This window comes from Domibacillus sp. DTU_2020_1001157_1_SI_ALB_TIR_016 (assembly GCF_032341995.1).
Classification (GTDB): domain Bacteria; phylum Bacillota; class Bacilli; order Bacillales; family Domibacillaceae; genus Domibacillus; species Domibacillus indicus_A.
Window position 1 is genome coordinate 516,625 of sequence record NZ_CP135439.1, and the last position, 12,764, is coordinate 529,388.

The 12,764-nt window shown below is 44.8% G+C and carries 13 protein-coding genes; 8 read left to right on the forward strand and 5 right to left on the reverse strand.

Translation table 11 applies throughout. From position 1 onward, the window contains the following. Positions 1–26 precede the first annotated feature (26 nt). The 4 genes from RRU94_RS10515 to RRU94_RS10530 form a co-directional block, all read right to left on the reverse strand. Positions 27–356: a helix-turn-helix domain-containing protein gene (locus tag RRU94_RS10515; protein ID WP_309089083.1), complete on the reverse strand. Its 330-nt coding sequence runs from the start codon at positions 354–356 to the stop codon at positions 27–29. 161 nt (positions 357–517) lie between these two features. Next, the gene (tatC, locus tag RRU94_RS10520) at positions 518–1,222 is read right to left on the reverse strand and encodes a twin-arginine translocase subunit TatC (RefSeq protein WP_410493041.1); all 705 of its coding nucleotides are present in this window, start codon (positions 1,220–1,222) and stop codon (positions 518–520) included. Positions 1,223–1,290: 68 nt separating this feature from the next. Further along, positions 1,291–1,485 carry a twin-arginine translocase TatA/TatE family subunit gene (locus tag RRU94_RS10525; RefSeq protein ID WP_251274307.1) on the reverse strand — a complete coding sequence of 65 codons (195 nt, stop codon included), beginning with the start codon at positions 1,483–1,485 and terminating at the stop codon, positions 1,291–1,293. Between the two features lie 12 nt (positions 1,486–1,497). Continuing rightward, the gene (locus RRU94_RS10530) at positions 1,498–3,141 is read right to left on the reverse strand and encodes a PhoX family protein (RefSeq protein WP_315694179.1); all 1,644 of its coding nucleotides are present in this window, start codon (positions 3,139–3,141) and stop codon (positions 1,498–1,500) included. A gap of 171 nt (positions 3,142–3,312) precedes the next feature. Here RRU94_RS10530 and RRU94_RS10535 point away from each other — a divergent pair, with 171 nt between their 5' ends. The 7 genes from RRU94_RS10535 (at position 3,313) to RRU94_RS10565 (ending at position 10,322) form a co-directional block, all read left to right on the forward strand. Next, positions 3,313–3,477, forward strand: a complete 165-nt coding sequence (locus tag RRU94_RS10535; RefSeq protein WP_315694180.1) for a hypothetical protein — start codon at positions 3,313–3,315, stop codon at positions 3,475–3,477. After that, on the forward strand, positions 3,446–4,297 hold the full coding sequence (locus RRU94_RS10540; RefSeq protein ID WP_410493008.1) for a prohibitin family protein: 852 nt from the start codon (positions 3,446–3,448) through the stop codon (positions 4,295–4,297). The genes RRU94_RS10535 and RRU94_RS10540 overlap by 32 nt, the downstream gene beginning before the upstream one ends. Positions 4,298–4,421: 124 nt before the next feature. Then, positions 4,422–5,867, forward strand: coding sequence for a SpaA isopeptide-forming pilin-related protein (locus RRU94_RS10545; protein ID WP_315694182.1), 1,446 nt, complete (start codon positions 4,422–4,424; stop codon positions 5,865–5,867). After that, complete coding sequence (locus tag RRU94_RS10550) at positions 5,864–6,505, forward strand: class A sortase (protein ID WP_315694184.1); 642 nt, start codon at positions 5,864–5,866, stop codon at positions 6,503–6,505. Before RRU94_RS10545 ends, RRU94_RS10550 begins: the two co-directional genes overlap by 4 nt. Before the next feature lie 572 nt (positions 6,506–7,077). Beyond that, a complete protein-coding gene (locus tag RRU94_RS10555) occupies positions 7,078–7,467 on the forward strand; it encodes a GntR family transcriptional regulator (RefSeq protein ID WP_315694185.1) in 390 nt (129 codons plus the stop codon). Next, positions 7,460–8,359, forward strand: a complete 900-nt coding sequence (locus tag RRU94_RS10560) for an ABC transporter ATP-binding protein (protein WP_315694186.1) — start codon at positions 7,460–7,462, stop codon at positions 8,357–8,359. The genes RRU94_RS10555 and RRU94_RS10560 overlap by 8 nt, the downstream gene beginning before the upstream one ends. Next, positions 8,334–10,322, forward strand: a complete 1,989-nt coding sequence (locus RRU94_RS10565) for an ABC-2 transporter permease (protein ID WP_315694187.1) — start codon at positions 8,334–8,336, stop codon at positions 10,320–10,322. The genes RRU94_RS10560 and RRU94_RS10565 overlap by 26 nt, the downstream gene beginning before the upstream one ends. A 40-nt stretch (positions 10,323–10,362) precedes the next feature. Here the strand turns inward: RRU94_RS10565 and RRU94_RS10570 are convergent, their stop codons facing one another. Next, positions 10,363–11,088, reverse strand: coding sequence for a hypothetical protein (locus RRU94_RS10570; RefSeq protein WP_315694188.1), 726 nt, complete (start codon positions 11,086–11,088; stop codon positions 10,363–10,365). A gap of 281 nt (positions 11,089–11,369) precedes the next feature. Between RRU94_RS10570 and RRU94_RS10575 the strand changes: the two genes are divergently transcribed. Then, positions 11,370–12,761, forward strand: coding sequence for an O-antigen ligase family protein (locus RRU94_RS10575; RefSeq protein WP_315694189.1), 1,392 nt, complete (start codon positions 11,370–11,372; stop codon positions 12,759–12,761). Positions 12,762–12,764: the final 3 nt, after the last annotated feature.

Genomic DNA, 12,764 nt, shown 5'->3' on the forward strand with positions numbered 1-12,764 from the left:
GCGGGCCTCTGAACCGCTGCTTTTATTTATTCATCCGCTTGTTTTTTCCACTTTTGAAAAGCTAAAAATTCCCGGAATTGCTCTTTGCTGATACCCGATTCCATTGCTTCTTTCGCCAGGTGAACCCATTCCTCATCGATCGATCCTGAGGACTGGTGCGGCTCAGTGATCAGAGACTCCACTGATACGTCCAGAACCGCCGCAATTTTTGACAAAAATTGAATGGAAGGATTCATTTGCAAGCCCCGCTCTACCGAAGAAAGATATGATTTTGCTACGGCTGCCCGCAAGGCCAGTTCGGTCAGGGAAAGCTTTTTTTCCATACGCAACTTTCGGATACGTTCTCCAATCGACATCCTATCACCCTTATTCGTGTTTTCCTCTTTATTTTTAAATAGTATCAAAGAATTCGCTTCAATTATACAGATGAACAAAAAAAAGCACAAAATTTAGTAAATGGGAAGGGGAGTGCTGCTCACCAGAAGCGGAGAATAGTCACAAAAAGAGCCGCGCCGGTTTAGTTTGCGGCTGCGGCTAATTTTCGCTTATAGACCATTTTGGACAGGGACACGCTTACTTCATACAGCAGGATAAGCGGAATAATGACCAGGACGTCTGATAAAAAGTCAGGCGGCGTAATTAAAATCGAGACGACAATCAGGGCAAAGTACGCAAACTTGCGTGTTTTTTGCAGGTTGTATGGATTTAAAATGCCCAGACTTGTTAAAAACATCATGACGACTGGCATTTCAAATAAAACACCAAATGGCAATGTCATATGAAGAAGAAATTTAAAATATTTTTCGGTTGTAAAAAAAGTAGCAAACAAGTCGCCTGACAGTGACATTAAAAACGATAGGACAATAGGAAATAAAACGAAATAACCGAAGGAAAGGCCGGCTATAAACAAGAAAAACAGCGCCGGAACATAGGTAACAGTCACTTTTCTCTCGATTGGTGACAGGGCTGGCCGAACGAACAGCCATGTTTGGTGGGCTGCGACCGGTATGGTTGCCGCACCGGCTATAACTGCCGCGATCATCACATACACCATAATGATGTCGCTTGGACCGAGCAGCGCAAGCTTAAACGGGAGATCTTTTACGATGTACGCATAAATGTCCTGCACGAATGTAAAGGATACAATGAAAAAAGCGAGAAATGCGACAACGGTAATAATAAGCCGTTTACGCATTTCTTCAAAATGCTCAAGTGCCTTCATATTTTGATCTTCCACGATAGGACCTCCAAAAAAAGCCGCCCCGCAGCAGGCGGGGACAGCCGAAATAGTTAAACCAATGTTTTTTCTTTTTTCTTTTCTGTTTTTTCTTCGTCATCCGAGACAAGTTCACGGGTGGATTTTTTAAATTCTTTCAGCGTCGAGCCGAATGCACGGCCGATTTCTGGCAGCTTAGACGGTCCGAAAATAATTAATGCGATGACAAGGATTAAAACTAATCCGGGTACTCCGATATTTTGCAGCATAAAACATCCTCCTTAATATTTAAATCCAGTAATCGCCACAACAGAAGGGCGAGGCTGGTTGTCGCCTTTACGGTGCGGCCACATGCTCGTTGGATTGTTGATATCTTCTGTTTCTTCGCCTGGGTGCTGAACAGCAAGGAACAACGTTGTTTCATCGTCTGTAAAGCAAGGTCCTGTTAATTCCGCGTCAATTGGCGCAGATGCAAACTGGTAGGCTTCACCCATTGCTGCCCCGCTTGTTGGAATAACGAAGACGCCGTTATTTTTAAATGTTTCAAAAACACCTTTGTTCATTGAACCTGAAGACATATCTGTTACAGTCCAAAGGTTGCCTTCGCTGTCGAATGTTAAGTTATCCGGTGCGCTGAATCCGCTTTGGCGTCCGCCGCAGGCGAAAATTTCAAAGTCGAATGTTAATGAACCAAGGTCATCGTTTGTTTCAAGAAAACGGGTAATGTGACCGTGAATATTGCCGTGTTTTGCATTGTTTGTGTGTGCAATAAATACAGACTTGTCAAACGGACTGATTTCCACGTCTTCTGGACGGTCTGTAGGTGTTGCTCCTAAAAGGATAGCTGCATCATGAGCGTGAACAAGGACGTCAGCCTGCGTCTGGAATTTAGCAAGAATATCTGCATTTCCTTTTGCAGCCGCCTGGACTGCTTCAATGGTTAAAGCAACCCAAGTTCCTTTGCCCAAGTTTGCTGCATACAGCGTACCTTCTTCAAGCAAGTCGGAATTCGCTTGCTTGCGAGATTCAACATATTTGTTTTTACTAATGAATTTGTATACACACGCATCTTGTTTGTCGTCACCCATATAAACAACGATACGTCCATCATTTGTTAAGCCCATTGCCGCGTTTTCATGATGGAAACGGCCAAGTGCAGTATGCTTGCGCGGTGCAAAGTTCGGATCAAATGGGTCTACCTCAAGGATCCAGCCGTAATGCGTTTCATTTAAAGAAGCGGCCTCTGATGTGGATTCATAGTTTTCTTCTGCAGACAAAACTGTGTTCCAAAGTGTTTTTCCGCCGGAGCAGTTTGCAAATGTACCCTGGACAATATCTACACCGCCGACTGCTTTTGATCCGCGGGCAGGACCTGTTAAGCGGAACGGTGTCAATCCTGAAATCCGGCGGGCATATTTTGATGACGTATCCATTTTCCAGACGCCGTCTTCATCCTGGCGAATTTCAATAATGGATCCGCCTTGGTTATATAGAAGCTTTTGAATTTGTGAAGCAGAATATTTGCCGTTTACCGGAGCGCCTGTTACCCACAGATCGCTTGTGTATTCATGGTTAACCCATAAAAGCCCATGCTGATTTGAGTTGTTGATTGGGAAAAACACGGTAAAGTCATTGTTGTAACCGAATGTGTCGCCAGATTTATTAATAACGTCTCCGTAAGATGCAATTACATCGTATTTATAGCCGCGTGGCAGAACAAGCTCGTCTTTTCCGGATGCTTCAATTGGTGTGAACTTTACGCCCGAAACTTTTTTCTTGCGTCCGAACAAATGAGAAGCTGCTTTTGTTCCTTCTGCCTGCGTTTTCGGCGCGAATGCACCCAGCCCGGCAGATGCAACGGTTAAAGCGGTAACTCCTGTACCGACATATGTTAAAAATTTTCGTCTGTTTAAGTCTTGCGACATTACTGAACCCACCTTTATGTATTTTTGTTCCCCAGAGCTATGGTAGTAAAAAAGTATGAAGGGAATTTAGAAAATTTGTGTGAATTATGTAAAGGATTATTAAGTTTGTAAAGAAATTTGAAACTATTTCCTTTTTTGTTTCGTAGAAAAAAGCAAAGAGGTGATCAATAAATGAAAGTATTTATTGGATCTGTTATAGTGCTTCTTCTGATTGGGGCAGGCATTTGGCTTATGTTGTCGCCTATGTTTAACAAAGTGGGTGAAACAGCGAGCAAAGTAAAGAACAGGTTGAAGGAGGAAGAACATGGAGAAACTGACACCGAACAAGAGAAGTAAGGGTCCAAATAGGAAGGTATTGGGCGGTGCGCTTGTTGCTTTAGCACTTATTCTCGGTTTAGCTCTTTTATCAATGTTTATTGAAAAAATTCCAAATGGCTATGTGGGAGTTGTGTACAGCCCGAACGGCGGTGTGCAGGAGGATACACTGGGGCAGGGATGGCATGTTGTCGGCTTATTTGATAAAGTGACGATTTATCCGGTCCGCATGCAGACCGTGAACTATAAAGATATACAAGTGGCCACATCTGACGGTAAAAGCGTAACCGTTGATTTCGCCTACAACTACAGCATTCAGCCGGATAAAGTAGTAGATGTGTTTAACCAGTTCGGCCCGATTGAAGTAGAACAGATTGAAGATTCGTATTTGCGTACGCGCTTATGGGATGCAGGCCGAAAAGGCATTGCCAAATACTCGGTTATTGACACATATGGAGAAAAGTCATCGGAAGCGGCGGTAGATGTACAAACGCTGTTTGCGGAGGATATTAAAGATTTAGGGTTTGTTGTTGATAATATGACATTGGGTGTACCAAAGCCGGATAAATCCACCCAGGCAGCGATTGACAAACGGGTAGAAGCCGCCCAGGAGCTTGAAAGAAAACAAATCGAGCTAAAGATAGCGGAAGCGGAAGCGCAGAAAAAGAAAATTGAAGCGCAGGGTATTGCCGAGTACAACCAGATTATTAAAGAGTCCATTTCACAGGAAGTCATTCAAAACAAATGGATTGAAAAATGGGACGGTGTGATGCCGAAAGCAACCGGATCAAACCAGTTAATTTCCATCCCGCTGGACGAAGCAGCCTCCAGCCAGCCATAAGCCAAAAGGGTCTTACTGTTTACAGTAAGACCCTTTTTTTTGAAAAATCGTTCATGGTTTTTGTTTTCTTTTATGGTAAAATTGTCTAGTAGAAACAAGTGAAGAGAGCTGGAGGAAAGAAAAAATGAAAAAATGGTTAATGCTGCTCACGGCGTTGTTTGTAGTCATTGGTATCATGCAGCCTGCCCAGGCCGCGGCAGAAACGGCTTTTTATACAAAATCCGCGGTTGCACACACAGATGGGACCACTACACCGGTTTATGCATTGAATGAACCGATGACCCTTCAAATTGACTGGGTGTACAGTGGGGAAGAGCCTGCTCTGTACAAAGTGCCGACTCCTTTTTACATTAGTAAGGACGGAGAAGAGCCGCTGAAAACATCGTCTGGAGAAACGGTTGGAACATTGAAGATGAACGCTGCGGACAATACCGCTATCGCTGTGCTGGAGGAAGATATACAGTCAGGTGCAAAAGGAACCGCTAAAGTTCCAGTTGTATTCAAGGAAGACAAGCTGACGAAAATAGGCGCCTACGGCGTAGCTTTTCCGACTGGCGAACAGCTTTCCTTTACGATTACAGAGGAAGCAGAGGGAGCCATCAAAATGGTGGCGCTGGATGCCAAGTCAAAAGAAAAGCTGGCTGGTGCTTCGTTCACGATCGTAAACGAGGGAGGAAAAGTAGTCGCTTCGCTCAAGACGAATGCAGCGGGAGAAGCATCGGTGCCTAACCTGCCGTTCGGTACATACACGGTCACTCAAACAGCAGCGCCTGATGGCTACGCGGTTCCGCTGGAGCCCTGGAAGCTGGATTTGAATACCGTTCTTGTGACAAAAGAAATTATGCATGAAAAGTCTACAGGATTAACGGGAGCTTTAAACATTACAGCTGTTGAGAAAGGAGCGGCTGTACCGATTGCCGGAGCTGAATTTGAGCTCAAAACAGAAAATGGTCTTTATTCAAAAAAAGTAGTGACGGATGCGAAAGGAAAAGCTTCGCTAACCGGTCTTTCCTATGGCACCTACGAGCTGACTCAAACAAAAACAGACAGTGACTATGTGCTGCCGACGGAGTCTTGGACAGTGACGATCGGCCGTCAGACGCCGGTGGAACAAAAAGTGGAAAACAGCCTTGTGAATGCTTATGGTGCCTTAAAGGTTACGCTGACAGATGCTTCATCCGAGGCGGAGCTTAAGGGAGCGGAATTTTCTCTTTATGATGAAGAAAAGGAGCTCGTTTCCAAGGTTGTAACAGATGACAACGGAGTTGCTTCTTTTACAAGTTTAAAGGCTGGAAGCTACAAACTGGAAGAAACCGATGCGCCAGATGGCTACACTCGCTCAACTGGCCAAACAGATGTCACGATCAAAAGCGGTGAAACAGTGGATGTAGAAATGGAGAATACAAAAATCGCGGAGGCTTCTTCCACAACAACCTCTGTGAAAACAAAAGCAGCTGGAACCGGGACGCTTCCACAAACCGGAGATGAATCAGGTGCTCTGTATCTGTTTGCTGGTGTGCTGCTTGCAGCCGGTGCCTGGCTGCTGATGAGAAAAGGAAAAAGTGCGTGAAGATAAGACAGGTTATCGGTGTGCTTTGTATTCTGACAGCGATTGTGCTGATCGGGGCTCCTTTTTTAAAGTATGAACTGCTTGAAGCCAAATCGAGCCATGTAACGGCTCAATCACTGACGCCGGAAAAAATCGAGCAGAATAACAAGAAGCCTGCAGAGTTTGATATGGAATCCATTGAACCGCCCTCTGTTATGGATACAGTCGTAAAGGAAGCCAAAGCAGACGAAGAATCGGTTGTCGGCCAAATCCGGATTCCCTCGGTAAATTTGGATCTGCCCATTTTAAAAGGGACGACGAACGAAAATCTAATGGCCGGCGCCACCACGATGCGGGAAAATCAATGGATGGGCGTTGGCAATTATCCGCTTGCCGGGCATCATATGAATCGGGAAGATCTCCTGTTTAGCCCTGTTTTGAAGGTGAAAAAAGGCGATCTCATTTATGTAACGGATTTAACGTATGAATATACGTACAGCGTCACCAAAACAGAAGTGGTACATGAAAACCGGACAGATCTGATAGAGAATACAATTGAACCGAACATCACACTGGTCACTTGCTATAATTCTGACGATCGTACAAAGCGGTTTATTGTAACCGGAGAATTAAAGGAAACCCATGAATATAAAAAATAAAGGCGCCTTTTATAGGCGCCTTTAGATTGTAAACAAATGATATGGATAACCGTGCACATGAATGGGATGGATCGGCGGCGTCCAGGCAGCTCCGCTTTCCATGGGGCAGGCTCAGAGCCCGCTAGTCCCATAGGAGTCTGCGCCGCCCTCCCGCCGCCAAGTGGCTTGCAACAAGATTGTATAGAGCTAACAAGGTCGTGTTTTTCTGTTTAAAAAAAGAGAAGTTTCTATTCGGTCCTTGCTTATTAGTCTTCAAGACTATTTAGTGAAGCCTGCCGGACGAAGACTCCTGCGGGAAGTACAGTGAGTCGGGAGACCCCGCAGGCGCAGCCGAGGAGGCTCCCGCACTGCCTTAGGATGCGCGAAGTCTGGCAGGCTTTACTTATCGGTTCTTTTTTTAAAGCGAAAGATTTTGTCTACACACTGAAGGTGCCTTTTATAGGTACCTTTATTTTTTTGAGCAAAAAAGAAGTAAATAGTAAATTTTATGAACGTATGTTGCATTTTTCCAGTAGATCTGTATTATATATGTTAGTACAGTTAATACGGTTTCGGGGAAAAGGAGGACGGCGATGTTTACGATTGACACGAGAAGTCGTGTGCCGATATATGAGCAGCTGACAGAAAAAATAAAGGAATTAATCATTCGTGAGGTCATGAAGGCAGATGAGCAGCTGCCATCAGTCCGTACGCTGGCGCAGGAATTAACCATCAATCCAAATACAATCCAAAAAGCGTATCGAGAGCTTGAGCGGGAAGGATTTATTTACTCTATTCCGGGCAAAGGAAGCTTCGTGTCGCCGGTTAAAAACGAAATCAATAAGGAGCGGGTGGAGATGCTGAAACACGAACTTGAACGAATCGTCGGGGAGATTTTGTACCTTGGCGTGCCGAAGGATGAAGTGATCAAGCTGATTGAAACGATGCAGGAGCCGGAAAGGGGAGCAGACAAAAATGATTAAAGCGGATCATCTGTCAAAGCGATTTGGCCGTTTTGAAGCCGTAAAGGATATACAAATGCATGTGAAAAAAGGATCGATTTATGGGCTGCTCGGTTCCAATGGTGCCGGAAAAACGACACTGCTCAAAATGCTGTCCGGGATCATGAGAGCCGATCAGGGCAGCGCTGTAATCGAAGAAAAATCGATTTTTGAACAGCCGGAAGTAAAAAAACGGATTTTGTTTATCCCGGACCAGCCATACTTCTTTCATCAAACTTCTCTGCTTCAAATGGCTCACTTTTATGCAGCGGTTTATGACCGGTGGAATGAAGAACGATTTCAACAGCTGTATCATCATTTTAACCTCAACCCAAAAGCAAAGCTTTCACGTATGTCGAAAGGGATGCAGCGCCAGGCCGCTTTTATTTTAACGCTCTCGGCAATGCCAGATGCGCTTATTTTGGACGAGCCTTTTGACGGGCTGGACCCTGTTGTGCGCCAGCAGGTTAAAAATCTTCTTATTCAAGATGTCAGCAGCCGTTCTATGACGGTTCTTGTTTCCTCACACAACCTGCGGGAAATGGAAGACTTTTGTGATGCCGTCGGTGTTATGCATAAAGGAAGCCTTTTGTATGAGCGTGATTTAGAAGAGCTGAAAACCGATGTGAGCAAGCTGCAGGTGGCATTTAAAAAGATGCCGGACGAGTCGTTCATTAACGGCATGGATGTGATGCATTATGAGAAACGGGGCCGGGTGCTGACTTGTATTGTTCGCGGAAATGAGGGAGACATTGATCGGCACGTACGCTCTTATGAACCAGCCATTTACGACGTGCTGCCGTTAACACTTGAAGAAATTTTTACGTACGAAATGGGGAGTGTCGGCTATGAAATCCGGAATCTTATCGTTTAATAAAGGGCTGTTTCTGCAGCATGTGCGCTCTGTGTTATGGATCGGCCTGTTTTTTCTTTTGTCACAGGTTGTCCTGCTGCCGCTTGGTATCTTTGTCATTCTTCGGGATGAATGGAGCGTCAAATCGTTTTTAGAAACAAACACCGGCAATGTACTGCTTATGATTTCTTTTTCGGTTCAATATATAACGTATATGGTGTTCCCGGTTTTAGCTGGTATTGTGTTAACGAGCTACATGACCAAAAAAAGCTCGTCCGATTTTATGCACAGCCTGCCGTTTAAGCGTGAAACACTGCTGACACACGTATATACAGCAGGGGCTGCCGCTCTTGGCATGCCTATTTTAGTCAATGCTTTGATCTTGCTGGTGATACGGCCGATGGTAAAGCCAATTGACTATACAGTGGGAAATATTGCGGAATGGGCTGGTGTTTCCCTGTTTGTCGTTTTGTTTATGTTTGTTACTACTGTTTTAATTGGCTTGTTTATTGGTCCGGCAATTTTGCAGGGAATCATGGCTTACGGCATATTTGTATTGCCGGCTGCGCTTGTTTTCATGACGCTGACCAATGCCCGTTATTTTATCAACGGACTGGCTGTAGATGCTTATGCGTCTAAAATTATGGAGGACGGTATTTTCTTAATTCGGGCAGCGAGCTATGAAACTCGCCCGTTCACTGGCACGGAGTGGGCGGTCTACCTGGTGATTGGGGCAGTCATGATGGCTGTTTCCTACTATGTATATAAAGTACGGCCTGCTGAAGCGGTAGATGAAACGATCGTATTTCCGTTTTTTAGATGGGCATTTATCTTCGTTTTAACGTTTGCAGCAATGCTGATTGGCGGTATGTATTTTGCGGAGCTTCTTGGTGCCACATCCGGGTGGATGATCGCTGGTTATGTGATCGGGGCAGCGGCTGGCTATACACTGCTGCAGATGATTGTGCAAAAGTCGCTGCGGCTTACGTGGCCATGGAAAGGGTTTGTTTTCTATGCCCTGCTCGTTTTGATTTTGCTGCTGCCGGGAGCACTGTTTGCTCGGTCCTACGAAAAAGCCATTCCAGATATGAATGAGATAGAAAAAGTATATATTGGTGATGAAACAGAGCCGTTTTCAGGCACGTTTTATGAGGAAGAGCAGAACAAGCTGAAAAAAACGGACGCTGGATTTATGACAGGTACAGATTCGATCGAGCAGGTGCGCCAGGTGCATCAAAAGCTGATTGGTGTTCGAAGTGACCGCCCGGTTTTAGACGGCTATGCTGTTAACATTACGTATAAGATGAAAGACGGAAGCCGCGTACAGCGCGAATACCTGGTATCAACTGCCGAAGCAGCCAAAGCGACAAAGGAACTGCGAAAAAATGTCGAATTTATTAAAGCATCGACGTCTCTTTTTGCCCTCGCTCCAGAAACTGCGATCAATTACTTGACCGTTTATAACAATGCTGCTGAATCTCAAATGGCAAACGTTGCGGAAAAAAAAGCCATTGAAGCGATTCGAACGGCCATTCAAAGGGACGCATTGTCGGGAGAAGCAGATATGTTCAGCGCGAACAGCAATTCAATTGCTGGATCGATTGATTTTTGGGCAGGGAAAAACAATGGCATAAGCTTAAACAGCACCGTTCATTTGGATGATGAGCACACGATTGCGGCCATCCGAAAATATGTGCCAAATGGTGAGGCGTTTGCTTCTGTTTCAAACGTCGATAAAGCATTTGTTGTGAACGCACCAAGCGACGAAGAAAAAGAAAAACTGAATCAATTTATTTGGAACAATGAAGGCCAGGAGCCGGATTGGAGCAAAATGCCGCTGAATTACAAACAGGTAACAAGCAAGGCGGAAATCCAACAGCTAATGAACCCGGCTTCTTTGAATAGAGATGGAGACCAACTATTGGTGATTAAATGGAGGAGCGGAACTGATCACGCGAACATTTCAGCAGCCGCTTTAAAATAAGAACGATAAAAGCAGCCGCGCATGGTGCGGCTGCTTTCCTTTATTGGTTTAATAGAGTTTTCCAGGATTCAGCGTGATGCACAGCAACCTGGCAGCCACATTCATTTTCGAGTGTTTCCAGCTCTTTCTCGAAGTAGGCGGCGCTTTTTCCGAAAAACGAAATGCCTCCTGCTTCCGGATTTGCAATCGTCTCCACAGCAATCGACACGTTTCTTTCGAGTGAACGGCCAAGCGCACGCTCTTTGGCCGAAACATCCATAACTTTCTCGGCACTGTCGCGGTACGCCATAATCACCGTATAATCCGTATGCTGAATCACAAACTCTGCTAACGTTCCTCCGGTAGAAGCGGACACTTCATCGTACCAAAAAGGAATATCAGCTCCGAGTGTCCAGCCGCTGTCTGCTGCCCGCTTGATCAGCCTTTCGTACCGATAAACCGCCTTTTTCTGATCAGTTTTCCATTCGCTGGACAAATATGGTTCAATATCAAGGTGAATACCGTCCCAATCCAGCGGACGTATCCGATCCAAAAAGGTGTCCAGATCTTTCTCCGTATATTCGGGTGATCCATCGAGCGCGTGAACCCGCATACCCTGCTCGTGCGCTTTCTCAATAAAGGATTGATAGACAGAATCTGAAACAGAAGCGTCGATTTGGACATATACATCTTTCACACTTTGTTTCTCAAAGAAGGACAGCATTTCTGTTGAATCTTTGAGCGTATGGGCATCCCATATCCATGTGGCTCTTTCTTTTTTCGACAATTCGCACCCTCCCCAAAAAAGCAGAATGAAGGCCAGGAGTATTCCGCCAAACACAAACATGCGCATGAAAAATCCGCCACCCTATCATGAATGTAGTTACAATGAGTATAACAAACAGGGAACTTCTTTTTCATTTGAAGGAACGATTCATTTTCCGCTGGATTCTCAACGCTTTTCCGATATAATAGAAAAGATGCATTTTCAGGTTTACACAATTCTTTTACTATAAAATATGATAGTATAAAAATCTACGAAATTGGAAGGAAAGAGGACTTTTCAACATGAAGAATGAGAAGACATTTTGGCTGCTGGCCCTGGCTTTTATTATTTGGCAGCCGGTTATTGATGTGCTCACAAGCGCATCGCTGCTGCTGCTTAACATTAGTTTAACTGTCGGTGTAATTGTCCGCGTGCTGTTTATGGCCGCTATCGTATTGATGCTGTTATGGAAAGCACGGCAAAGCGGGCTGGCAAGGAAGTACATTCTTTATTTACTAGCCGTTGCGGCCGTCATTGCTATTAACATTGTGCTGAATATGAACGTAAAAGATCCTTACTACCTTGGGAGCGAATTAAAGTTTTTCAATAAGATTGTGTACTTTCCAATCCTGTTTACGGGCTTTAGCGTTCTGTACCTTTATTTAAAGCGGGAGCAAGTGCCGTTTAAAGAAAAAACCACTTCTTATTTCTTGTACGCCTCGCTGATCATCAGTGCCGTGTTTCTTGTTTCCTTTGTAACAGGAACAAGCCTGTCCAATTACTCCCATACGAAAATCGGCTTTAGCGGCTGGTTTTATGCCGGAAATGAAATTGGTGCCATCATGGCGATCATTCTTCCGGTGACGGCCCTTTACGCAATTGAGAAAACAAATCGTGTAAAAGAGTGGCGTTATTGGATTCCATTTGTGCTGCTGGCTGTTTCGATGCAGTTTCTTGGAACGAAAGTTGGGTACGGCGGTATTGTCGTTGTGCTGCTGGCTGCTTTTTTCTCTATGCTCATTTTGTATTTCACCAAAGAGCGTTCAGAAAAAACGCGTTCCAATATGCTCATTTCGCTAGTGCTCATTGCTGTGCTCGCTGTGACAACACCGGTTACGCCTGTGTTTCATAACATGTTTGCACACTTAAGTTTATTAAACATCGACTTTAGCAAAGAAAAAGAAAAAGAGATTGATCCAGATACAGGCGAAGAACTGCCGGAAGATGAGCAGGAGGAAGAAGAGCCTGAGATTACAAATGAACAAGTGCAGAATCTTGTATTCAGCAGCCGGGAAAAATATTTAGCTGAGATGAAAGACCAGTTTGCCGAAGCGCCGGTTTCACAAAAGCTTTTCGGTATGGGGTTTGCCGGAAACTATGAAGAACCGGAACCAGGCAAAACACCGAGGATGATCGAGATGGACTTTTTTGATCTCTTTTTCTCACTCGGCATCGTCGGCTTCCTGACAATGATGTCATTGCCGCTTTACTATGCGATCCGTTTTGTGATTCACTTTGTCCGAAACATTAAACAAACCTTCACGCCGGTTAACATTATGTATGGAGTTGCCTTTATCCTTGGAATCGGGATCAGCGCAACGGCAGGGCATGTGTTAACGGCTCCTGCCGTCTCTATCTATGTAGCAGCCGTTATGGCACTTCTTATGGTGCAAGAAGGCATTATAAAAGAATAAAAG